The organism is Zestomonas ipomoeae, assembly GCF_057128665.1.
The window spans coordinates 294,314-317,647 of record NZ_JBSKHQ010000003.1; the positions used below are offsets into that span (position 1 = coordinate 294,314).

19 protein-coding genes are annotated in these 23,334 nt (G+C 67.2%); 5 read left to right on the forward strand and 14 right to left on the reverse strand.

Annotated features, from left to right (window positions below):
* Nucleotides 1–7 precede the first annotated feature (7 nt).
* Nucleotides 8–439, forward strand: a complete 432-nt coding sequence (locus tag ACWKV7_RS06985) for a hypothetical protein (RefSeq protein ID WP_483856931.1) — start codon at nucleotides 8–10, stop codon at nucleotides 437–439.
* Between the two features lie 2 nt (nucleotides 440–441).
* Here ACWKV7_RS06985 and ACWKV7_RS06990 read toward each other — a convergent pair whose 3' ends face one another.
* The 8 genes from ACWKV7_RS06990 to ACWKV7_RS07025 all read right to left on the reverse strand — a co-directional run bounded on the left by ACWKV7_RS06990 (nucleotide 442) and on the right by ACWKV7_RS07025 (nucleotide 10,662).
* Nucleotides 442–1,002: a lipocalin family protein gene (locus ACWKV7_RS06990; RefSeq protein WP_483856932.1), complete on the reverse strand. Its 561-nt coding sequence runs from the start codon at nucleotides 1,000–1,002 to the stop codon at nucleotides 442–444.
* Nucleotides 1,003–1,016: 14 nt separating this feature from the next.
* Entirely contained in the window at nucleotides 1,017–1,271 is a 255-nt protein-coding gene (bamE, locus tag ACWKV7_RS06995) for an outer membrane protein assembly factor BamE domain-containing protein (RefSeq protein ID WP_483856933.1), read from the reverse strand.
* 101 nt (nucleotides 1,272–1,372) lie between these two features.
* Entirely contained in the window at nucleotides 1,373–1,975 is a 603-nt protein-coding gene (locus tag ACWKV7_RS07000) for a DUF924 family protein (RefSeq protein ID WP_483856954.1), read from the reverse strand.
* Complete coding sequence (locus tag ACWKV7_RS07005) at nucleotides 1,972–2,991, reverse strand: class 1 fructose-bisphosphatase (protein ID WP_483856934.1); 1,020 nt, start codon at nucleotides 2,989–2,991, stop codon at nucleotides 1,972–1,974. The genes ACWKV7_RS07000 and ACWKV7_RS07005 overlap by 4 nt, the downstream gene beginning before the upstream one ends.
* Nucleotides 2,992–3,103: 112 nt before the next feature.
* A complete protein-coding gene (locus tag ACWKV7_RS07010; protein ID WP_483856935.1) occupies nucleotides 3,104–4,474 on the reverse strand; it encodes a DUF3999 domain-containing protein in 1,371 nt (456 codons plus the stop codon).
* Nucleotides 4,471–8,091, reverse strand: coding sequence for a DUF2339 domain-containing protein (locus ACWKV7_RS07015; RefSeq protein WP_483856936.1), 3,621 nt, complete (start codon nucleotides 8,089–8,091; stop codon nucleotides 4,471–4,473). Before ACWKV7_RS07015 ends, ACWKV7_RS07010 begins: the two co-directional genes overlap by 4 nt.
* Nucleotides 8,092–8,615: 524 nt before the next feature.
* Nucleotides 8,616–10,382: a sodium:solute symporter family protein gene (locus ACWKV7_RS07020; protein WP_483856937.1), complete on the reverse strand. Its 1,767-nt coding sequence runs from the start codon at nucleotides 10,380–10,382 to the stop codon at nucleotides 8,616–8,618.
* Between the two features lie 13 nt (nucleotides 10,383–10,395).
* A complete protein-coding gene (locus tag ACWKV7_RS07025; protein WP_483856938.1) occupies nucleotides 10,396–10,662 on the reverse strand; it encodes a DUF4212 domain-containing protein in 267 nt (88 codons plus the stop codon).
* Between the two features lie 239 nt (nucleotides 10,663–10,901).
* Here ACWKV7_RS07025 and ACWKV7_RS07030 point away from each other — a divergent pair, with 239 nt between their 5' ends.
* A complete protein-coding gene (locus ACWKV7_RS07030; RefSeq protein WP_483856939.1) occupies nucleotides 10,902–11,849 on the forward strand; it encodes a Vgb family protein in 948 nt (315 codons plus the stop codon).
* Nucleotides 11,850–11,858: 9 nt separating this feature from the next.
* Nucleotides 11,859–12,485 (forward strand): glutathione S-transferase, encoded by a 627-nt coding sequence (locus ACWKV7_RS07035; RefSeq protein WP_483856940.1) that lies wholly within the window; start codon nucleotides 11,859–11,861, stop codon nucleotides 12,483–12,485.
* A gap of 1 nt (nucleotide 12,486) precedes the next feature.
* Here the strand turns inward: ACWKV7_RS07035 and ACWKV7_RS07040 are convergent, their stop codons facing one another.
* The gene (locus ACWKV7_RS07040) at nucleotides 12,487–13,242 is read right to left on the reverse strand and encodes a PA3715 family protein (protein WP_483856941.1); all 756 of its coding nucleotides are present in this window, start codon (nucleotides 13,240–13,242) and stop codon (nucleotides 12,487–12,489) included.
* 207 nt (nucleotides 13,243–13,449) lie between these two features.
* Here ACWKV7_RS07040 and pulA point away from each other — a divergent pair, with 207 nt between their 5' ends.
* Nucleotides 13,450–16,560, forward strand: coding sequence for a pullulanase-type alpha-1,6-glucosidase (gene pulA, locus ACWKV7_RS07045; protein ID WP_483856942.1), 3,111 nt, complete (start codon nucleotides 13,450–13,452; stop codon nucleotides 16,558–16,560).
* A 296-nt stretch (nucleotides 16,561–16,856) separates the two neighbouring features.
* Here the strand turns inward: pulA and ACWKV7_RS07050 are convergent, their stop codons facing one another.
* The 3 genes from ACWKV7_RS07050 to bsrA all read right to left on the reverse strand — a co-directional run bounded on the left by ACWKV7_RS07050 (nucleotide 16,857) and on the right by bsrA (nucleotide 19,566).
* Nucleotides 16,857–17,159: a hypothetical protein gene (locus tag ACWKV7_RS07050; protein ID WP_483856943.1), complete on the reverse strand. Its 303-nt coding sequence runs from the start codon at nucleotides 17,157–17,159 to the stop codon at nucleotides 16,857–16,859.
* Between the two features lie 16 nt (nucleotides 17,160–17,175).
* Nucleotides 17,176–18,522 carry a cell envelope integrity protein CreD gene (gene creD / locus ACWKV7_RS07055; RefSeq protein WP_483856944.1) on the reverse strand — a complete coding sequence of 449 codons (1,347 nt, stop codon included), beginning with the start codon at nucleotides 18,520–18,522 and terminating at the stop codon, nucleotides 17,176–17,178.
* A 114-nt stretch (nucleotides 18,523–18,636) separates the two neighbouring features.
* Nucleotides 18,637–19,566 (reverse strand): LysR family transcriptional regulator BsrA, encoded by a 930-nt coding sequence (bsrA, locus tag ACWKV7_RS07060; protein ID WP_483856945.1) that lies wholly within the window; start codon nucleotides 19,564–19,566, stop codon nucleotides 18,637–18,639.
* 87 nt (nucleotides 19,567–19,653) lie between these two features.
* Between bsrA and ACWKV7_RS07065 the strand changes: the two genes are divergently transcribed.
* Nucleotides 19,654–20,790, forward strand: coding sequence for a sterol desaturase/SRPBCC family protein (locus tag ACWKV7_RS07065; RefSeq protein ID WP_483856946.1), 1,137 nt, complete (start codon nucleotides 19,654–19,656; stop codon nucleotides 20,788–20,790).
* 81 nt (nucleotides 20,791–20,871) lie between these two features.
* On the opposite strand, the gene creC is transcribed toward ACWKV7_RS07065, so the two are convergent.
* Together creC and creB are read right to left on the reverse strand one after the other, a co-directional pair.
* On the reverse strand, nucleotides 20,872–22,299 hold the full coding sequence (creC, locus tag ACWKV7_RS07070) for a two-component system sensor histidine kinase CreC (protein WP_483856947.1): 1,428 nt from the start codon (nucleotides 22,297–22,299) through the stop codon (nucleotides 20,872–20,874).
* On the reverse strand, nucleotides 22,299–22,982 hold the full coding sequence (creB, locus tag ACWKV7_RS07075; protein ID WP_483856948.1) for a two-component system response regulator CreB: 684 nt from the start codon (nucleotides 22,980–22,982) through the stop codon (nucleotides 22,299–22,301). Before creB ends, creC begins: the two co-directional genes overlap by 1 nt.
* Nucleotides 22,983–23,334 lie beyond the last annotated feature (352 nt).

Sequence of the window (23,334 nt, forward strand, 5' to 3'; positions counted from 1 at the left end):
TTTCAGCATGTCGCTGCGGATAATTAGCCTGCCCCTGCTGCTGATCTGCGTCCTGCTGGCCGCTTGCGGCCGCGACGATCCACGGGCCGCGCTGGAGGCGAGCGCTCGGCAATTGCAGGACAACCTGCAGGAAAAGAAGACCAGCGCCGTGCTGGATCAGTTGCACCCAAGCTTCACCGCCCAGCAGGAATTCGACCGGGACTGGGCCAGGCGCACCATGACCTTGCTGTTTCTGCGCCACAAGAACGTCAAGGTCCTGGCCCTGCGCAGCGACAGCCGGCTCGACCCGACCTACAGCGGCAAGGGCTACACCGATGCCGAGGTGGCGCTGACCGGCGCCGAGGGCCTGATACCCGACAGCGCCCGGCACTACAGCGTGCAGCTGGAGTGGTGGCTGGACAACGGCGAGTGGCGGCTGGCGCGGCTGACCTGGGAATAGGCTCAGCCGCTGCCGATGCGCTGGTCCGCAACCCGCCAGATCAGCGCGTCGGTGGCATAGCCGCGCGCCTTCGCCTCATCGAGCAGACGCTGGCGGGTCTTCGCCGACACCACCGGCTCGCGGGCCAGCAACCAGAGATATTCACGGTTGGGGCTGCCGACCAGCGCGGTGCGGTAATCCGGGTCGAGGTACAGGACCCAGTAGGCGCCCTTGGTCAGACCGGGAATCAACCGGCTGAACCAGTTGTCGAAACGCACCCACAGGCGGTCGGTGCGGCCCTCGACCTGCGGTACCGCATAGCCGTTGGCTTCCTGCCAGTCGCCCGCAAGGGTGCGGCAGCGGTTGGTCACGCCCAGGCGGCCATCGGCCAGCACGCGGTAGTGCGCCTCGGACTGCGCGCAATCGCGCTGGAAGAACATCGGCAAGCGCGCCAGCTCGTACCAGGTACCCAGGTAACGCTCCAGGTTCACCTCGCCAGCGGTTTGCGGCGGGTTGTCGACCGTCGCCGAACCCGCGCAGGCAGTCAGCGCGAGCAGCGACCACAGCAAGACCACATGGCGCATGGTTCCTCCTCAGTTCATTTCAGCCCCTGGCCAGAGAACATCAGAACCTTTTCGCCGGCGAACTGCACACTGATCACGCTCTTTTCGTCGCCCCAGGTGCAACTGGTCATGCCCAGCGCACCGGCACACTCGGTGGGCTTGCCCAGCAGGCTTTCCACCTCGGCCTTGGTCATGCCGGCCTTGAGCTTGGAATAGTTCTCCTGGGTGACCTTGCTGCAAGCGACCAACAGCAGACAGAACGACAACACGGCAATGGAACGCAGGGACATGCGGGGATTCCTCGAAGAATGAACGGCCGGCCCCGATCCAGCGGGCAGCCAGGTGGGTTGATCGTAGCGGAAATCAAAGCACAAGGGCGCGGGGCGAGCGCTCAGAAGCGCGAGCCCGGCTGCTGCAGAAAGGTCTGCTCGGCCTCGGTGGAGGGTCTGCCAAGCACGGCATTGCGATGGGGAAAGCGGCCGAAGCGCCGGATCACCGCGCGGTGGCGCTCGGCGTAGTCCAGGTAGTCGGCGAACAACTCGCGGTCCACCTCGGGCACTTCATCGCGCAGGGCGGTGAAGCACTGCACCGCCAGGTCCTGGCCGGCGAGGTCCTCGGCGTGCTCCAGCGGCAGATAAACGAACACCCGCTCGATCGGCCGCAGTTGCCGCTCCCAGCCTTGCACCAGCCCCTGCTCGGCCAACGCGCGGGCACGGGCATCGCCGGCGAAGGCCTGCGGGCTGCCACGGTGGATCATGCGCGGCAATTGGTCGAGCAGCAGGATCAGCGCCAGCCAGCCCTGCGGGCTGGCCTTCCATGCCTCGAGCCCGCCAGCCAGCGCCTGCCCGACTCTTTCGCCGAAGCGCTCGCGGGCCTCGGCGTCCTGGCTATCGCGATAGCCAAACCAGAGGCCGCCCTTTTCCGCGGCGATCCGCTGGGCGTCCGGCTGCGCGCCGAACCACCAGTCGAGCAGCTCCTGCCAGGGCATGCTCAGCCCTGGTGCTCGCGGTGGTAGGCGGTGACGCGCTCGACTTCTTCCCTGGAGCCGAGGAAAACCGCGACGCGCTGGTGCAGCGAGTCCGGCTTGATGTCGAGGATGCGCTGGTGGCCGTCGGTGGAGGCGCCGCCGGCCTGCTCGATGATCATCGACATCGGGTTGGCTTCGTACATCAGCCGCAGCTTGCCGGGCTTGCTTGGCTCGCGGGCATCGCGCGGATACATGAAGATGCCGCCGCGGGTGAGGATGCGGTGCACGTCGGCGACCATCGAGGCGATCCAGCGCATGTTGTAGTTCTTGCCCAGTTCGCCGGTCTCGCCGGCCAGCAGCTCGCCCACGTAGCGCTGCACCGGCGGCTCCCAGTGGCGCTGGTTGGACATGTTGATGGCGAACTCGGCGGTGCTTTCCGGCACGCGGATGTTGTCGTGGGTGAGTACGAAGCTGCCCAGCTCGCGATCCAGGGTGAAGCCCTTGACGCCGTCGCCGAGGGTCAGCATGAGCATGGTCTGCGGGCCGTAGATGGCGTAGCCGGCGGCCACCTGCTGGGTGCCCGGCTGGAGGAAGGCTTCCTCGCCAAGGGCATCGTTCTGGGTGAAGCATTCGCCTGGGCAACGCAGCACCGAGAAGATGGTGCCGACCGAGACGTTGACGTCGATGTTGCTGGAGCCGTCCAGCGGGTCGAATACCAGCAGGTAGGCACCTTTCGGGTACTTGCCGGGAATCTGGTAAGCGTTGTCCATTTCTTCCGAGGCCATGCCGGCCAGGTGGCCGCCCCACTCGTTGGCCTCCAGCAGGATCTCGTTGGACAGCACGTCGAGCTTCTTCTGCACCTCGCCCTGCACGTTCTCGGTGCCCATGCTGCCGAGCACGCCGCCCAACGCGCCCTTGGACACGGCGTGGCTGATCTCCTTGCAGGCACGCGCCACCACCTCGATGAGGAAGCGCAGATCGGCCGGGGTGTTGTGGCTGCGGGTCTGCTCGATCAGGTAGCGGCTGAGGGTAACGCGGGACATTGAAGAAGCTCCGGAGGGGACGGGGAAAAACCCGCGCAGTTTACCTTGAGTCGGCGGGCAATGCTTCAGTCAGACAGGAAGCCCACCCGCCGAGTTCAGCGCCACGCCGCGGCTAGTCCTTCGGCCGCGGCGCACGCAACAGGCTGAACGCCATCAGCGCCAGCAGGCCGACGCCGAGCAGCAGCACCGCCCAGAGCGCGGCCTTCTGCCAATCGAAGGCCTGCGCCTGCTCGATGGCGACCTCGCTGACGCGCTGCGGCTCCACCTCGCTGGATGCGCTGGCGATGCCGAGTTCGGCCAGCCGCTCGTCGTCATAGCCGGGAATCAAGGTGGTCAGTGGCAGTTGCGCAGGTTGGCCACCGGCTTTGCCCAGGGCCAGCACGTAGGGCGGCGTGCCTCGGGCGAGGAATACCACTTGGGTCGCCCGCAGGCCGACACGCAGCAACGGCGCCTTGCCACCCAGGCCGCCGCCACGCTCGTCGACCTGCAAGCGCAGGTGCTGCACCCGGCTACCGTACAGATCGATCTCTTCGTGACGCACTTCCTCGCCGTTCTGCGGCAGGCGATAGAGCAACCCGCGCGCCAGGGTCTGCCATTGCACCTTGCCGTCGCGGCGGCCGGATACGAGCACTGGCGCCAGGGTGTTGGCCTGCGGCAATTCGACATGCAAACGCTCCAGCGGCAGGGCCAGCGGCAACGCCCAGCTGTAGGCGCCGTCCTTGATGTCATTGGGCGGCAGTGGCGCCGACCAGGCCATGGGCGCCGGGATGCTGTCGCGGGTGCTGCTGGTCAGGCGCGCGGCGGTCAGCGCCGGGGCCTGGCGCGGGCTGTCCCAGAGCAGCCGCAGGTAACGCGCCTGCTCGCCCGGCAGGCCGATTTCACGCTGGTCGATCTGCTCGTCGGCGAAGGACAGCCGGGCGATCTGCCCGCTGCCCCAGCTGCGCCAGTGCTGCAGATCGTCGCTGGCTTCGATGGAAAAGCGCTGGAAGCCGTCGCGCTCGGCGCTCCAGTCGAGGCTCAGCCGCTGCAGCGGCGCCTCGATGCTGCTGGCGTCGAGCAGCCAGCCGCGCAATTCGTCGGCCTCGGCTCGCTCGCCCTCCGGTTCCACCTCCACCAGGGTCCCGGCGGTGCTGCGCTGCACGCGTATCCGTGGCGCGCTGTCGCCGGCGCTCGCCTCGCTGTAGAGCGGGAACCACTTCACCGGGGTCTCCTGATGGGTTTCGCTCTGCCTTGCACTGCCCAGGGTCAGCGCGTAGGCCAGTGGTTCACCCTCGGCATTGAAGACCCGCAGGTCGCGCAGATCGGCATGACGCGCGGCCAGATGCAGGGCCATCGGCAGCTCCAGGCGATACCAGGGCCCTTCGCCGCTGAGGCTCAGCGGCACCCGCACGGCGTAGTCGTCGGGGTGCTCCGATGCGGCCATGGCGGACCAGGCGAAGACTCCGGCGCACAGCGCCAGGCCGATACGACGAAAACCACTCATGCTTGTGCCTGCTCCGTTTCAGGCGCCGCCTGCCGTGGTGGCAGCGGCGCGAAATAGCCGACGACCAGCAGCAGCACGCCGACGCCGATGAAGGAAATGATGCGTTCCAGCCCACCGCGGTTGCCCAGTTCGACGAAGAACAGCTTGGCCACCACCACGCCGATCAGCACCGCGCCGATCAGCCACAGTTCGCGGCGCACCCGCAAGTGGCCGACGATCATCAGCGGCAGGGCGATCAGCGTCCAGACGATGGACAGCCCGGCCTGCACCAGCATCGAGTCGAGTTGCGCATCCAGCCGATAGGGCACTCCGCCCCAATGATGAGCGCTGCGGAACACCATGGCGGTCAGCAGGGCGAACAACGAGGCGCCGGCGATCACCTGCGGCAGCCATTGAGCACGACTGATGCCGCCCAGCTGCGGCAGCTGCGGCAGCTGCGGCAGCTGCGCGCTCAGCCACAGGCAGATGCCGAGCAGGGCGGCCAGCATGCCCAGTTCCAGCGGATTGAGCAGCGGCAGATAAGGTAGCGGATCGGCGCTGCCGTCGCTGGCGATGTTCGCCAGCCAGAACCAGCCGAGCATCAGCAGTGCCAGCGGGAGCGCCGCCAACACGCGGTACTCGCGCTCATGGGCTGCCACCGGCCATGGCCACTGGCGCGGTGCGGCCATCAGCAGCAGGTAGGCGCTGGGCAACAGCGCCCAGCCCAGCCAGCGCCAGGCGTTGTAATGCTCGGACAGCGCGTAGAACAGGTAGCGCAGCTCCAGCGACAGGACGCCGATGATCAGCCAGCAGCCAAGCACGTGGGCGGCGCTCAGCGGCCCGGCCGGCAGCAACCCGGCAAGCCGCCGCAGCGCCAGCAGGTGGACGGCGAACAGCGCACTCCAGCCGAGCCAGCCGAAGTTCGCCGCCGGGTGGTACTCCGGCTGCCAGGCATGCAGCAGCACGACCGCGCCGGCTGGCACCAGTAGCGTGCAGAGCAAGGCCAGCGAGCGCCATTGGAAACGCACGGCGATTAGCGTCCAGAGCGCCACGCTGGCGGCGGCGAGCTTCAGCAGCATGGCCGCCTGCAGCGCCGGGGAGACGAAGCGCAGCACCTCGCTGACCAGCGCCAGGCACCACCAACCGGCGCCCCACGCCAGCAGCAACTGCGACAAGCGATCCAGGCTCAGGTCATCGAGTGCGCCGGCCTGTGCACGGCTGGCCACCTGACGCAGGCGCCAGGCGCCGATCTGCGCGGCAATCGCCAGCACCGCCGGCGTCCAGAACCCGGCATGGGCCAGCGGACGCAGGCCCTCGGCGCTCAGCGAGCCGACCAGCAGCGGGCTGGCTGCCAGGAAGGCGACGCCGCCGACGCCCTGCAACAGCAGGCCGAAGAAGAAACTGGCGCGCTGCTGCAGGTGCAGACTGAGCCAGATGATCAGCAGCCCGCTGCCACCCCATACCGCCGCCGCGCTGTGCCATGGCAGCACGAACAGCACCGCCAGGTTGATGAATACCAGGCCGACCAGCAGCACCAGCGACAGGGCCCGCAGCAGCCGCGCATCGCGGCGTACCATGTCGTCGCGCGCCGCCACCAGCATGCCGCCGATCAACGCCAGACCGATCAGCGAGGCGGTGATCAACCCGCGCCAGCCGGCACTGAACACCCCGCCGGCGACTCCGGAAGCGCCTTCCAGTTGCAATAGGAAGATCGCCCCGCCGAGCAGTTGCACGGCGAAGGCACTGAACAGGAAGGCGCGCGATTGCAGGCGCAGGCCGGCGAACAGCGTGGCCAAGCCCGCCAGCGCCCAGGCGATGGCGGTGGCTTCGGCGGCGAACAGCAGCGGCGCCATCAGGTACAGAAAGCCGAGCCCGACACAGGCCAGCAGCGGCTGGATACGCGCCTCCCAGGCGTAGGCCGCGCCCTCCTCGGCCCGCTGCAGCTGCCAGAAGCTGAACAGCAGCGCCACGCCGAGCATCAGCGCGCCGAGCACCGGGCCGGCGAGCAGGCTGTCCTGGGCGCCATGCAGCTCCGAGAGAAACGCCAGCGCCGCACCGAACTGCAGCAGCAGGGCGAACATGCGCGCCAGGCCGCGGCGCTGGTGCAGTCCCAGCCAGTAGATGCCGGCGCCCTCCACCGCCCAGGCCGCAGAGGTCCAGGTGGCGTCCAGCCCCAGTGGAATGGCCAGGCTGCCGAAGACCACGCCGAGCGCCAGGCAGGTTTCCACCAGCAGCAGCGCGCGCCCGGCGGTGCGGCCGGCCAGCACGCGGGCCAGCACCAGGTAGAACAGCCCGAGGGCCAGGGCACTGAAGGCGGTGGCGAATTCGATGTGCTGGACGATGGCGAACTGCAGGCCGAAGCCAACCAGCGGTGGGCCGAACAACACGGTGCCGTCGAGATAGTCACCCTGGCGCGCCGACCAGCGCAGCAGTTCGGCGCGCTCCGCCGGGGCGTCCGTCGCTTCGCGCAGCTTGCGGCGGGCGAATAACAGGCCGATGGCCACATACATCAGGAAGAACAGGATCAGGAACGGCTCGGTGCTCCACAGCAGCTCCGGCTTGTAAGAGCGCAGGCCCCAGGCGAAGCCGATGCCGAAGGTGCCGAGGAAACCGACCAGGTTCAGCAACCGCCAGGCCTTGAACCAGGCGATGGCCAGGATGCCGGCATTGAGCAGAATGAAATAGGAGAACAGCGCCACATGGTTGCCGCTGCCGGTGGAGGTCAGGATCGGCGCGGCGAAGCCACCGAGGGCGGCGGCCACTGCCAGTCCCATGGCATTCTGCGTCACCGCCAGGACCGCCGAGAACAGCGTCACCAGCACCAGCAGGCCGAGCGCCGCCTTGGCATCCAGCAATGGGTGCAGGCGCATGGCGGCAAAGGTGGTCAGGTACAGCACGGCGATGCCTGCACCCTGCAACATCAGGCCATAGGCGGGATTGCGCAGGCGCAGCCACCAGCCGAGGGCGAGCAGCGCCACGGCGCTGGCGGCAACCCCGGCGTAGCGCACCTCCACCGGCACCACCATGCCTTCGGTGGCGTAGCGCAACAGGAAGGCCAGACCGAGGAACAGCAGCACGACGCCAATGCGCAGCACCGTGTTTCCGCCGAACAGCCAGGCCTGGGCGGCATCGATGGCACGCTCGATGGGCGATGGCTCACGGGGCTGTTGCGGGGGCTTCGGCGCGCGCAGCGGCTCGCGGACGGGCGCCGGCGCTTCGGCGCGCGGCTCCTGAGCAGCGGGCGTGGCGACGACCGGCTCCCGCGGCGCAGCGCTGGCCGGCAGCGGCTCGGGCAGCTCCCAGCTCAGCTCGGGCTCAGGCTCTGGGGTAACCTCAGGAGTGGCGTCTGGCGCGGCTTCCGGCGCCTGGGCGGCAGCGGCGGCCGGGGCTTCGGCGGCCGGGGCCAGGCCTTGCTCGACCTTGACCAGCCGCTCATGGATGGCGGTGGTGCCGATCTCGAAGCGCTTGGCGAACGCCTTCAGCTCCTCGCGCAGACTGGCGTTCTCTTGCGCCAGGAAATGCAGACGGATCGCCTGTCCCAGGCCCAACCCCAGCAAACCGCCCAGCAGGGCCGCGCTGACCGACTCGCCGATCAGCGCACCCGACACCAGACCCACCAGCATGAAAATCCATTGCATGCTCTGACTTCCCGTATGGATAGAGGCATCGCCCGGCCACGCCCGGCGCTTCAGAGGCAGAGACGCTGGCACGTTGGTACTCGGCACAGCGAGCCCGACTAAAGGCGATGGGCCAGTATAGAGGGGTCACCTATCGGCCTCGATACACCCGAGTGCTGGCTCGGTCACAGACAGAACAATTTGGGCTAATCGCCTTTTCGGGGGGAACAGCCTTGATGCCGGGCTGGCAAGGCGGCGGGGGCGTGGGCAGGTGGCGTAGGTTGTGGTTGAGGAGCGGAGCGACGAAGCCCAACAGCAGGCGTGCCAGGACAGACCTATCCGCGGCGCTAGGCGCCCCGCTACGTTCAACGCCAACCTACCTCCCACTGCGCCAGAGCAGCCTCATGAGCTACCGAGCTCTACTGCCGAAACCGAATTGCCAGCCGGTCTCAGGCACTCCTCCCGCGACCATGCCAAGAACCCAGCACACGAAAACGCCAACGCCCCGTTTCCGGGGCGTTGGTTTGCTCTACAAGGTCCGCGCCTCAGTGGTCCAGGGCGGCACCGGCGCCGCGCGGCACGCGAATGTCCTCGATCAGGTGCTGGATGCTCTCCGGCGGCGCGGAGGTCAGCTTGGCCACCACCACGGCAGCGATGAAGTTGAAGATCATGCCCAGGGTACCGATGCCCTCGGGGGAGATGCCGAACCACCACTCGTTCGGCCCGGCGGTCGGGTTGATGAACTTGTAGTAGACGATGTAGCTGAAGGTGAAGGCCAGGCCCACCACCATGCCGGCGATCGCCCCTTCCTTGTTCATGCGCTTGGAGAAGATCCCCATGACGATGACCGGGAAGAACGACGCCGCCGCCAGGCCGAAGGCGAAGGCCACCACCTGCGCCACGAACGCCGGCGGGTAGATACCGAACAGGCCGGCGACGATCACCGCCACGCCCGCCGCGATGCGTGCGGCCAGCAGCTCGCCCTTCTCGCTGATGTTCGGTTTGATGTTGCTCTTGAGCAGGTCATGGGAGATCGACGTGGAGATCACCAGCAGCAGGCCGGCAGCGGTGGACAGCGCGGCGGCCAGGCCACCGGCGGCAATCAGGGCGATCACCCAGCCCGGCAGGTTGGCGATTTCCGGGTTGGCCAGCACCATGATGTCGCGGTCGACATACAGCTCGGTGGCCGCCGGAGTCGGCTCGTTGCTGACCAGGCGCTGGCCGGCGGCGCCGCGCTCGCCGGTGAAGGTCGGTGCGCCGGCGAACGGGGCGCCCGGGCCATACTGAATCACGCCGTCGTTGTTCTTGTCCTGCCAGGCGATCAGGCCGGCGTTTTCCCAGGTCTTCAGCCAGCCCGGCGCCTGCTCGTAGGCCACGTTGGGCACGCTGTTCAGCAGGTTGGTGCGGGCGAACGCGGCAACCGCCGGGGCAGTGGTGTAGAGGATGGCGATGAACAGCAGCGCGTAACCGGCGGACTTGCGCGCATCACGCACGGTCGGGGTGGTGAAGAAGCGCACGATCACATGGGGCAGGCCGGCGGTGCCGACCATCAGCGCCATGGTGATGAAGAACACATCGTGGGTCGACTTGGTGCCGTCGGTATAGGCGCTGAAGCCGAGTTCCGCACCCAGGCCGTTGAGACGCTCCAGCACGGAGGTGTCGGTGCCGGTCACGTCGCTACCGAAGCCCAGCTGCGGGATCGGGTTACCGGTGATCAGCATGGAGATGAAGATCGCCGGCACCATGTAGGCGAAGATCATCACGCAGTATTGCGCCACCTGGGTATAGGTGATGCCCTTCATGCCGCCGAGCACGGAGTAGAAGAACACGATGGCCATGCCGATCAGCACGCCGGTGTTGATGTCCACTTCCAGGTAGCGGGAGAAGACGATGCCGACGCCGCGCATCTGTCCGGCCACGTAGGTGAAGGAGATGAAGATCACGCAGATCACCGCGACCACGCGCGCCGTTTGCGAGTAGTAGCGGGTACCGACGAACTCGGGCACGGTGAACTTGCCGAACTTGCGCAGGTAGGGCGCCAGGCACATGGCCAGCAGCACGTAGCCGCCGGTCCAGCCCATCAGGTAGACCGAGCCGTCATAGCCGGCGAAGGCGATGATGCCGGCCATGGAAATGAAGGAGGCGGCGGACATCCAGTCGGCGCCGGTGGCCATGCCGTTGAGCACCGGGTGCACGCCCTTGCTGGCTACGTAGTATTCGCTGGTGGAACCGGCACGGGTCCAGATGGCGATGCCGATGTACAGGGCGAAGGTCGCGCCGACGATCAGGTAGATCAGAGTTTGCGTATCCATGACTCGCCGCCCCTCACTCTTCGTGTACGTCGTACTTGCGGTCGAGCTGATTCATCTTCCAGACATAGAAGAAAATCTCGAGCACAAATACATAGATGGCCCCCTGCTGGGCGAACCAGAAACCGAGGGGGAAGCCGAAGAACTGGATGGTGTTGAGTTGGTCGACCAGCAGGACGCCGAAACCGAACGAAACGACGAACCAGATCGCCAGCAGTATCAACATCCACCGCAGGTTTTCTTTCCAGTAGGCCGTGGCGGCCTCTTGCTTGGAAGCGGACATGGGTCCTCCAAATATTGTTGTTATGGCCAGTCGAAACTTAGCAGCCTGCTGGCCAGCCGCCAGTGAGACTTTGGTCGAGTGAGGCTTGGCCAGCACCGCCACAACCCCCGTGAATACTGGCTTTCAGCCGCAGGGGAAGTTGCCGGCGCCGCCTGCGACCATGGTCGAATACCGGTCTCGCCGTAACCTTGGGCGCCGTCGGCAGTCCATAGCTGTGTTCCCCCACGAGAGGCTCAGCCATGCCAAGACTGTTCTTTCTCTGCCTGATTCTGCTGCTGGCCGGCACCGCCGAGGCGGCGAGCGTGCAGTACTACCCGGTACCCGACGGCGCACACCCCCACGACGTGGCGCCCGCCGCCGATGGCAGGGTCTGGTACACCGCCCAGCACCAGGGCGCCCTGGGCCGCCTCGACCCCGCCACCGGCCATAGCGAATTGATCCCCCTGGGCGAAGATTCGGCTCCCCACGGCGTGATCGTCGGCCCGCACGGCGACGCCTGGATCACCGACAGCGGCCTCAACGCCATCGTGCGGGTAGATGCCGAGACGCTGGAGGTCCAGCGCTTCCTGCTGCCGGTGTATGCCACCAACGCCAACCTGAACACCGCGGTGTTCGACCACCAGGGCCGCCTGTGGTTTACCGGGCAGAACGGCTTCTATGGCCGCTTCGATCCGCCGAATCCGAACATGACGGTCTGGCGGGCTCCACAGGGCCGCGGCCCCTACGGCATCACTGTCGCCCCGGACGGCAGCCTCTGGTACGCCTCCCTGGCCGGCAGCCACATCGCCAGGATCGACCCACAGACCGGCGACGCGCATGTATTCCGCCCCCCTACCCCCGACCAGGGCGCGCGACGCATCTGGAGCGATTCGCGAGGCGCACTGTGGTTCAGTGAATGGAACAGTGGCCAGCTCGGCCGCTACAACCCGGACCTGGCCATCTGGCAAAGCTGGAAGCTGCCGGGCGACGATCCGCGCACCTATGCGGTCTATGTCGACGAGCAGGACCAGGTCTGGCTGAGCGACTTCTCCGCCAACGCCATCCTGCGTTTCGATCCGGCGGCGCAGCGCTTCGAGAGCTTCCCCAGCGATCGCGACAACGCCAATGTGCGGCAACTGGCAGGGCGCTCGGGTGAAGTCTGGGGCGCGGAGTCGGGGACTGATAGGCTGGTGGTGATCCGTTACTGAGGAGCCGCCATGGCCATTGCAAGCATGACCCTGTTCCACGCCCCCGCCTCGCCCTTCGTGCGCAAGGTCATGGTGTTGTTGCACGAGACCGGCCAGGTCGACCGCGTTGCCCTGCAGAACGTGGTACTGAGCCCGACCGGGCCCAGCGCCGAGGTCAACGCCGGCAACCCGGCGGGCAAGATACCCGCGCTGCGCCTGGCCGACGGCAGCGTGCTACACGACAGCCGGGTGATCTTCGACTACCTCGACCACCAGCATGTCGGCGAACCGCTGATCCCGCGCGACGGCGCGGCGCGCTGGCGGCGCCTGACCCTGGCCTCGCTGGCCGACGCCGTGCTGGATGCCGCGGTGCTGATGCGCTACGAAACCTTCTTGCGCCCGGAGGAAAAACGCTGGGACGACTGGTTGGAGGCGCAACGGGGCAAGATCGAGCGCGCCCTGGCGCAGTTCGAGAACGAGGCCATCGCCGAACTCGCCTGCCATTTCGACGTCGCCGCCATCGGCGTGGCCTGCGCCCTGGGATATCTGGATTTCCGCCAGCCGGAGCTGGGCTGGCGCCAGCACTACCCGAAGCTGGCCGCGTGGTATGCGGAGATCGGCCAACGGCCGTCGATGCGAGCGACCGCGCCGTCCTGAGTCACTGCAGTGTCTTCAGCTGCGCGGGCACGGCATAGCGCTCGCCGTCGTAGCGGAGCCGATAGCGCTTGCGTTCGCTGCGCTCCTCGACGTTCTGGCAGTCCTCGCCACGGACCTCGCTGCGCGAATACAGGGCGCGCTCGGTGACCAGCAGATCGAAGAAGCCATCGCGCCCGCGCTTTTCAGTGACGGCCAGGGTCATGGTGCTGTCGTTGAACTCCCCGGTGCAGGTGGTATCCCACTCGCCGTGTGAGCTGGCCACCTCCAGGTTGGCCAGGGGCACTTGCAACCGCTCGCCGTCCAGCAGATACAGCCGCAAGCCCGTTTCATAGAAAGGATTGGCCCTGGAACTGCCTCGTCGATGGATGCGCAGACCGAAGGCGAGCTGCCGGTCGCGCAGGCGATAAGGCGCCGTGTCGAACTGCATGCCATCGACGTAGATCGCGTCCCAGTCGAGCAGGTGGGGCTCGAGGCGGCGCGCCTCGATGCGCCCGGTCCGCGAGTCGGCCACCAGCACCTCCAGATCCGCCTCGCCCGCGCCCGCGCCCTCATCGGCACTGCGCTCCAGCCGCACGGCGACCAGCGTCAGCGCGGGATGTGCCGGCCAGATCTTGCAGATCACGTCCTGCGAGGCGATGGCCGTCTCGCCGTAGGCATTTTTCAACAGATGCGGCAGGCCATCCCGGCAATCCGCGGCGTTGGCCTGGCCCAACCAGGCCAGGGCAAAGGCCGCCCCCAGCTGAACTACCCGTTTCATCCCTGCTCTCCCTGAACTGACGGCAATCATACGAGGCCGGCATTCTACCGGCGGAGAGCGCCGGCGCCCCACGACCAGGGCACAACGCCACTACTTCCCCCGGCTACGCCCCGCCGAATACGGCGCGCAGAGGATGTAGCGCCGCCGGCGCTTGCGCAGTATCGCCCCGGTGGTGCCAACAACAAAAACAACCTCGGGAACCCAACCATGCACACTCTGCGATTGCCGCGGCATCTGCTGCTTCTCTTGCTCGCCAGCTCGGCGCTGGCCAACCCGGCCGCCGCCGACCTGCTCGAACCCGGCCCCGACGAGGCCCTGCTCTACTACCAGCGGCCGGACAACGCCTATTTCGGCTGGGGCCTGCACCTGTGGAATACGCCCAAGTGCACCGGCGTGCGCGACGGCACCACTTGGGACCAACCGCTGCCGGCGGCCGGCATCGACACCGAACATGGCGCCTGGTACCGCATTCCGCTGAGCGCCGATGCCAGGTGCCTGAACCTGATCATGCACAAGGGCGACGAGAAGGACCTGGGTGGTGGCGACCTGACCTGGCGACTGGACCAACAGGGACGACGAGTCTTCAGCCTCAGCGGCAGCGCACAGTTGTCCGCCACGCCGATTGGCGCGGCGCCGTTGGCCATCGACGGCGCCCGCGCCCACTGGCTCGACCCGCAGACCCTGGTGCTGCACGGCGGCAGCGATGCCGCACGGCTCGAACTGCGCTATTCGCAGCAGGCCGACATCCACATCGATGGGGAGAGCCGCAGCGTCAGCGGCGGCCAGGCCATCGCCCTGCAGCCCGGCAGCCTCAGCGGTGCGCTCAAGTCCCGCTTCCCGCACCTGGCCGAGCAGCCGGCCTATCGCCTGGCGCCCACCGCAGAAGGCCTGCGCGCCGCACTGAAGAGCCAGTTGCTGCTACTCGCCTACGACACCGACGACAGGCTCGTCGCCGCCACCCAGGTACAGACGCCCGGCGTGCTCGATGCCCTGTATGCCTATCGCGGCAAGCTCGGTGCCCTGGTCGACGCCAATCGAGTCCGCTTCCGCCTGTGGGCCCCCACCGCACAGGCTGTTCGCCTGCACGTGTTCGACCGGCACAAGCGGCCCCTGCCCGGTTTCCCGGTACCAATGCGTGAACGCCACGGGGTCTGGACCTACGACGGCCCGAAGCGCCTGGATCGCCAGTACTACCAATACGAAGTGACCGTCTACCACCCGCTCAGCGGTCGCCTGGAAACCACCCTCACCACCGACCCCTATGCCCTCAGCCTGTCGCGCAACAGCCAGTACGCCCAGGTGGTCGACCTGGACGCAGCGGACCTCAAGCCCGCCGGCTGGGACAACCTCGCGCCGCCGCGCGCGGCCACGCCGGAAGCACGGGTGATCTACGAAACCCACGTGCGCGACTTCAGCGCCAGCGACCAGCAACTGCCCACCGAACTGCGCGGCAAATACCTGGCTTTCACCCGGCCTGACAGCCAGGGTGTGCAGCACCTGCGCGACCTGCGCCGGGCCGGGCTGACCGACGTGCAACTGCTGCCGGCGTTCGACCTCGCCACGGTCGATGAAGACCCACAGCGGCGCGTCGAGCTGGACGACCCGTTCGCCAGGCTCTGCGAACTGTCGGCGGCGGCCCGCCAGCACTGGGCCGAGCATTGCGGCGCGGCGACCATTCGCCAGGTGCTGCAAAGCTTCGATCCGGCCGGTAGCGAGGCCCAGGCGCTGTATGCCGATCTGCGCACGCTGGACGCCTTCAACTGGGGCTACGACCCCTTCCACTACACCGTGCCGGAAGGCAGCTACGCCCGCGACGCCGAGGGCGTGCAGCGCATCCGCGAATTTCGCGCTATGGTCCAGGCCCTGGCGCGCATGGGCCTGACCACGGTGATGGACGTGGTCTACAACCACACCCACGCCTCGGGCTTGGGCGAGCAATCGGTGCTCGACAAGCTGGTGCCCGGCTACTACCACCGCCGCGACCCGGTGAGCGGCGCGGTGGAGCGCTCCACCTGCTGCGACAACACCGCCTCCGAGCACGCCATGATGGAAAAGCTGATGGTCGACTCACTGCGGGTCTGGGCCCGCGACTACAAGATCGGCGGCTTCCGCTTCGACCTGATGGGACACCATATGCGTACCAACCTGCTCAACGCCTACCGCGCGGTGCGCAAGGTCGACCCGCACACTTATTTCTACGGCGAAGGCTGGAATTTCGGCGAAGTGGCCAACGGCGCCCGCGGCGTCAATGCCACCCAGCTGAACATGGCCGGCAGCGGCATTGGCACCTTCAACGACCGCCAGCGCGATGCCGTGCGCGGCGGCGGGCCGTTCGACGGCGGCGACGATCTGCGCCGCAACCAGGGCTTCGCCAACGGCCTCCAGGTGCTGCCCAACGAGCTGAACAGCGGCGGACTCGAAGAACGCGCCAAGGCGCTGAAAGCGGCCGACCTGATCCGCGTCGGTATCGCCGGTGGCCTGCGCGACTACCGCTTCGAAAGCGCCGACGGCAGCCTGCGCAGCGGCGCCGAGGTGGACTACAACGGCCAGCCGGCCGGCTACACCCTCGACCCGCAGGAGACCATCAACTACGTTTCCAAGCACGACAACCAGACCCTCTGGGACAACAACCAGTACAAGCTGGCCGGCACCCTGAGCAGCGCCGAGCGGACGCGCCTGCAATTGCTCGGCCTGGCCGTGCCACTGTTCAGCCAGGGCGTGCCGTTCATCCACATGGGCTCGGACATCCTGCGTTCGAAGTCCATGGAACGCGACAGCTACGACTCCGGCGACTGGTTCAATGCAGTGGACTTCGGCTACCAGGACAACAACTGGAACAAGGGCCTGCCGCGCGAGGACAAGGACGGCGCCAACTGGCCGCTGATCCGCCAGGTCATTGCCGATACCGATGCACGGCCGACACCGGCGGACATCCTCGCGGCCAAACGGCAGTTCCTCGAACTGCTGAAGATCCGCTCCGGCAGCCCCTTGTTCCAGCTCGGCAGCGCCAAGGAAATCGAGAAACGCCTGCGCTTCCACAACACCGGCCCGGACCAGCAGCCCGGCGTCATCGTCTTCAGCCTCGACGACAGCCGCCACGCCGGCGCCGACCTCGACCCCCGGTTCGAGGCGTTGACGGTGATCTTCAACGCCACGCCCGTAGCAATCAGCCTGCCCGGCGCCCAGCCCGGCTACCGCCTGCACCCGCTACAGCGCCAGTCCAGCGACCCGCGCAACCGCGAAGCAAGCGTGGAAGCCGGCCAGTTCCAGGTACCGCCGCTGACGGTCGCAGTATTCGTCCAGCCCCAGGCCCGCTAGCCGTAGGTTGCGGTTGAGCGCAGGAAGCCCAACGAGGAGCGCAACGCGCTCCCCCTTGGAGGCGACATCCCGGCAAGCCGTTGGGCTTCGTCGCTACGCGCCCCGCCACAACCGACCGTGCTAAGCATCCGTCAACGGCGGCTGCATTCGTAGGACGGGGGCAACCCGCCGTTCCGGCGGCCTGGCGGGCTGCACCCGCCCTCCGCAAGTGAGGCTTTGCGGCGGAAACAACGCCGCGATCCGCAGCGCCAGGCAGTGCCCCATACGGGCATCCTCGCGCAAGCCGATATGCCCGCTCATTCCCGGCGCAACCCATAGTGCAACGGCAGCGCCAGCAGCAGGCCGGCCTGGGCCAGGGCCATGCACATGGCGAGGAAGGAGCGCACCGAGGGGTTGTCCGCGGCGCCGCGGATGCCGGTCAGCCAGAGCCAGAAGTCGCCTGGCAGCAGGTGCAGGAACAGGCTGGCCATGGGTTGGCCGGTCAGCAGCCAGTCTTTGATCAGGCCCATTTCGCCAGCGAACATCAGGCCGACGAGGATCAGCAGGGCGACGAACAGGCCGAGGGCGAAGCAGGCGGCAAATTGCAGCAACAGTCTCATCTCAAAGTCCTCCGGTTCACGCACTTTGCGGGGCGGCCTTGTCCAGGCCGTACCAGTCCAGCTTGCGGGTCAGCAACATCACCGTGGCGAGCAGGCCGAACACCAGCAACGAGCCCATCAGCAGCGCGTAGTCCTCGGCGCTGAGCAGGCCGTAGAGCATGCCGTAGAGCGCTGCCAGCCCCGCGGCGAAGCCTGCGCCGCGCGCCAGGCTGCGCAGCACGCTGCTGACGTAGGTACCGATCAGCAGTACGCAGCCCGTGGCGGAAATGGCGTAGGCGACGGTGAAGTCCAGGTGCTCGGAGAGCGACAGCAGCAGCAGGTAGAACAGCGCCAGGGCCAGGCCGACCAGACCGTATTGCACCGGGTGCACGGAGAGGCGCTTGAGCACTTCGAAGAGGAAGAAGCCGGCGAAGGTCAGGGCGATGAATAGCAGTGCGTATTTGATCGCGCGGTCGGTCTTCAGGTACTGGTCCACCGGGTCGACGAAACTGACGCCGAAGGTACGCTGGCCAAACTCGTGGCAGCGCTCGCCCCAGGCGCATTCGCGCAGGATTTCTTCCAGGTTGGTGGCGAAGAAGCTGGTCTGCCAGCTCGCGGTGAAGCCGTCGGCGGTGATTTCCCGCTCGCTTGGCAGGTATTCACCGATGAAGCTCGGATGCGGCCAGTCGGCTTTCAGTTCGACACGGCTCTCGCGACCCACCGGTGTCACGCTGAGCTGCGAGGTGCCCTGCAGCTTGAGGTCGAAGGCGAAGTTCAACGTCTGTGCCTCGGCCGCGTTCAGCTCGGGCAGCGGAGCATGCACGCCGCTGTCGAGCAGGGTATCGCCGGCGCCGGGGGCGAATGGCAGCGTCTGTCCATTGAGGTCGAGCTTGAGGTCGTTCTTGATGCCGCGGATATCGCTGATGCCGACCGCGAGGAAGGGCTGCTCGAAGCGGTAGTCGTCGAGGTTCTCGCTGATGCCGTAGTGGACCGGCAGCTCGAAATGGCCGCTGATTCGACTATCGCTGTGGTACAGCCGCGCCTGGTAGATGCCGCGATTGCGCAGCTCGGTGTTCACCGCGCCGTTGAGCACGAAGCGCTCCGGCAGGAAGTACAGCTGGCTGCGCACTTCGCGCTCGTCCAGGTAGCGCTGGCCGGTCTTCTCGTGGGTCTTCCACTCGCGCAGCGTCTTGCGGAACGGCACCACCAGGATCGGCCCGGTGAGCTGCTGGGCATAGCTGGAGCTGCGGGCGATGCCCTCGACCACGCCGGCGCGCAGGCCCTGGCGTTCGTCTACCAGGTTGTCGATCAGCAGCAGCGGAACCATCAGCAGAACGATCAGCACGGCCACCGCGCCGAGCTTGATCAACAGGTTGCGATTCATGGAGCTCTCCTTGTGTTGAGTGTGGGAGAGCTTGGCGTGTACCGATGGAGGGCCGGTGGGCGCTGTGTGGAGACTCTGTGGAGTTTGTGTGGGATTGGGGAGTGCCAGGCGAATTTATTCGCCCGGCGCTCGCTCAGGCAACCCATCGAGCATCGTTTGCAGCTGCCCGATCTGCTCGCGCAGCCAGCGCAGGCCGGGTGACGGCTCCTGCTGCTGGTGCCAGATCAGGCTGACCTGCACGTTCGGCATCGCCACCGGCAGCGGCGCTATGCGCAACGCATAGATCGGTGCGAAATGCTCGGCCAGGCGGCGCGGCACGGTGCCGAGCAGGTCGCTGCCGGCGACGATCGGCGGGATGCTCAAATAGTGCGGCACGTGCAGCTGGACCTGGCGACGCACCTTGGCCGAGCCGAGCACGATCTCCAACGGCGAACCGCGTCCGGCGCGGGGCAGTATCGAGACGTGCCGACTCGCCTGGTAGGCCGCCAGATCGAGCCCGGCGTCGAAGGCGGGATGTCCGGCGCGGCCAATCACCACCAGTTGCTCCTCGATCAACGGTTGGTAGCGCAGCGCCGCATCGTCGAAGTACAGGTAGTCGATCGCCAGGTCCAGTTCGCCGCTGGCCAGGCGGCTGGGCAGCGCCTGCGCCTCGTCGCTGGCCACCGATAGCGGGGCCCGCGTCTTCAGGTGGCTCATCAGCAGCGGCAGCAGTGTGGCCTGGGCGTAGTCGTTCATCGATAGGCGGAAGTGATGCGCGGCCTGCAGGTCGAACGCCTCCTGCGCGCCCAGGCCGACCTGCAGCAGGTGCAGCGCCTGGCGCACCGGCCCGTACAGCGCCTGGGCCTGCGGCGTCGGCAGCATGCCGCGGGCAGTACGCACGAACAGCGGGCCGTCCAGTTGCTTGCGCAGCCGCGCCAGGGCATTGCTTACCGCCGGCTGGCTCATGTGCAGGCGCAGGGCGGCGCGCGACAGGTTCTGCTCCTGCATGAGGGCATCGAAGACCAGCAGCAGGTTAAGATCGATCCGGCGCAAATTCAGACTCATGAATAATCCACATCGCTAATATCCATTATCCGGATAATCATTCCGCCACTAGACTGCGGTCAACCAGCCGAATGACCTGGAGCCATCATGGCCTACGATGCAGACGCCTTCCGCTCGCGCTACCGGGCAGCCATCTCGCCGCGCTACAACCCCTGGCTGCACGGTGGCTTCGTCCTGCTCTACGGCCTGCTCTGCCTGGCTTTCTTCGGCAGCCGCCTGGCGCCGGTGTCGGCCTGGGAGTGGCTGGCGGTCCCGGCGGCGCTGTTGTTCTTCAACTGGGGCGAGTACGTCATCCACAGGAACTTCGGCCACCACAAGCACCGCCTGGGTGCGCTGTTCTACAAGCGCCACACCGGCGACCACCACAGTTTCTTCGTCGCCGGGCAGATGCCCTACGAGCAGGCACGGGACTGGCGGGTGATCCTCTTTCCGGCCTGGCTGATCGTGCTGTTCAGCCTCGGCCTGTTCCCCGCCTGGTGGCTGTTGGCGCAGCTGAACGGCAACCTCGCCGCGCTGTTCTGCGGCACCTTGCTGCTGGGCTACCTGAGCTACGAGTTCTTCCACGCCTGCGAACATCTGCCGGAAGACCATGCCCTGGCCCGGCTGCCATGGATCCGCCAGATGCGCCGCCTGCACGAGCTGCACCACCGCCGCGAACTGATGCAGACACACAACTTCAACCTGGTCTTCCCGCTGATGGACTGGCTGTACGGCACCCTGTACTGGGAGGCCCCATGGACCCGAATGCGCCACGAGGTAGAGATCGCCGGCGCGGCCGAGCCGGTGCTGGCCTATGCCAGTTCGGCGACGCGTTGGCCGGAGTGGCATCCCTCGTCGCTGCGGGTCGAGGGAGCGAGCGGCCCGCTGCCGGCCGGCGCCCATTTCGAGGAAGACATCCGCGCCGGCGGGCGGGACGGTCATCTCGGCTGGGAGGTCGTCGAATACCAGCCGGGCCAGCGCTGGCAGGCCCGCGCCCGCGGCGACCGTGGCCTGCAACTGCTGCTCACCTACGGGTGCCTGCCCGCGGCCGACGCGACCCGCTTCGTGCGGACCCTGGAGTACCGCTTCGACACGCTGGGCATGCGCCTGCTCGATCGCCTGCTGCTGCGCCGGCGGATCGAGCGCGAGTCGGCGCAATCCCTGCTCCAGCTGCGCCAGGCCGCGCAGCGGGCCATTGGGTGCTTGAACGGGCAAGCACGGGCTGAGCCACCGTTCGGCGAATAAATTCGCCCCTACACGGCGACGATAAACCCTAGACCCCAACGGGACGATGTAGGGGCGAATTCATTCGCCTGATTGAGTCAGTCATGCCGCCCAAGGCAGGCGCAGGCTCACCCGCACCCCGCCGTCGGTATTCTCCACCCGCAGCTCGCCACCGTGCAGGGTGGCCACTTCCTGGACGAAGTTGAGGCCGAGGCCGGTGCTCTTGCGGCCGCTGCCGGGGCGCGGCAGGGAGTAGAAGCGCTCGGTCAGGCGCGGCAGTGCGTAGTCGGGAATGGCCTGGCCCTGGTTGAACAGGCGCAGCTCGAGCCACTGCCCGTGCCGCTCGGCGTCCACACGAATCAGGCCGCCGGCGGCGGTGAAGTCCAGCGCGTTGTCCAGCAGGTTGGCCAGTGCCTGGCGCAGCAGGAAGCGCTCGCCGCGGGCTGCCAGCTCGGCGGGAATGGCATTCTCCACGTGCACCCCGGACGCCTGGATACGCGCTGCCTGGGCTTGCAGCAGATCCTCTGCCAGGGGCTGCAAGGGCACCGCCACCCGCTCCTCCAGGCCCTGGCGCTGCTCCACCTGGGCCAGGTTGAGCAGACGCTCGATCAGCTGCTGCAGGCGCGCGCTCTCGCCGGTGATGTTGGCTACGAAGCGCTGCCGCTGTTCGGCGGGCATTTCGCTCTCCAGCAGTTCCGCGGCACCGCGGATCGCCGCCAGCGGGCTCTTCAACTCGTGAGTCAGGGTGTGCACGTAGCGCTCGACGTAGGCCTTGCCTTCCAGTTCGACGCGCATGCGCTCGATGGCCTCGGCCAGTTGCGCGAGTTCACCGCCGCGCAGTTTCGGCAGCTCCGCCCGCTGGCCCTCGCTGACCGCCTGGGCATAGCCGGTGAGGCGGCGCAGGGCGCGGCTCAGCCACCAGGCCAGGGCGCCGCCCACCAGCAGGCCGAGAGCGATCAGGCCCAGGCCGAAGCCGGTCAGGCGCCGCTGGGAACGCTCGATGTAGGGTTGCAGCGAACGATTCGGCTTGGCCACCGAGACCACGCCGATGATCGCGTCGCCATCCTTGATCGGCGCCGCCACGTACATCACCGAGGACTCCGGATCGTTTGGATCCTCCCGGGTGGAGCGGGCGCCGTATTCGCCATTCAGGGTCAGGTAGACGTCGTTCCAGCGCGAGTAGTCCCGGCCCAGGGCCTGGCCGCTGGAGTCGAGCAGGACGATGCCCCTGGCGTCGGTGACGTAGATGCGATGGTTGACCTGCTTCTTCTGCACGCCCCAGATGTCCGCCTGCGGCCGGCGCTGGCCGTAGGCACGCAACAGCTCGGGCAGGCGGCTCTGGGCCAGGCTGCCGTTCTTGACGTCGTCGCGGAGGATTTCCGCCAGTAGGTTGGCGGTATCCACCAGGGTTTCCTCGGTGGACTGGCGCACGCCGGGACGGATCTCGTCCATCACCGTGCTGAGAATGAAATAGCCGGTGAGCCCGACGAACAGGAAATAGGCCAGGAAGATGCGCACGCCGAGCGGCATCAGCTCTTCTCCGGCGCGTAGCTGTAGCCGAGGCCGCGATGGGTCTGGATCGGCTCGGCATCGGCGGCCACCTGGCGCAGCTTGGCGCGCAGGCTCTTGATGTGACTGTCGATGCTGCGTTCGTAGCCGGCGTCCTGCGCCACGCCGACGGACTCCAATAACTGCTCGCGGGAAAACACCCGGTTGGGCTGCCCGAGCAATGCCTGCAGCAGGCGGAATTCGTGACGGGTCAGGGCCAGCAAGTGGTTCCGGTAATGGATCTGGAACCGTTCGAGGTCCACCTGGAACGGGCCGTTGGTCGGCGCCGGCGCGGCCTCGCGGGGGGCCATGCGCTTGAGAATGGCCTTGACCCGCGCGGCGACCTCACGCGGGCTGAAGGGCTTGACCACGTAGTCGTCGGCGCCGATTTCCAGCCCCACCACCCGATCGATCTCGGCATCGCGCGCGGTGAGGAAGATCACCGGCACCTCGGAGAAGCGCCGCAGCCGCTTGCAGGCCTCGAAGCCGCTAATGTCCGGCAGGCCGACGTCGAGGATCAGCAGATCCGCCGGGGTCTTTTCCTGGAACTCCAGCGCCGCGCCGGCCAGGCTCAGCCAGGTGGTGGTGAAGCCCTCGCTCTGCAGGGCATAGACCAGGGTGTCGGCGATGGCGGCTTCGTCTTCGACGATGAGAATGTGCGGCATGGGCGTCCTGCGCGTGCTACGGAATGGCGGGGAGACTGCGGTAGGGCGGAGCGGGCGTCAAGCCGGGAGAGCGATCTGGCCGGGCCGGCCCGGGCGACGGGCCAGATGGTGATATAGATTGGTTCTTCGTACTTTTCGGGGGTAAGGGTTGATACCGGACTGGCAACTGAGTCTTAAGGCTGCTGCCGTTTGGTTGGTGCGCTGGCTGATTGCTGTGTTTCGATGAGGGTTTTAGTTTCGCCCTCCCGGGCGAGTCACTTTCTCTTTGCTTGCGGTGTCCTGGTCTAATTCTCGTGGACACCTCGTTAGGGGATGATTAGCCCCCCATGAGGACGAGAGAAGCATGACCTCC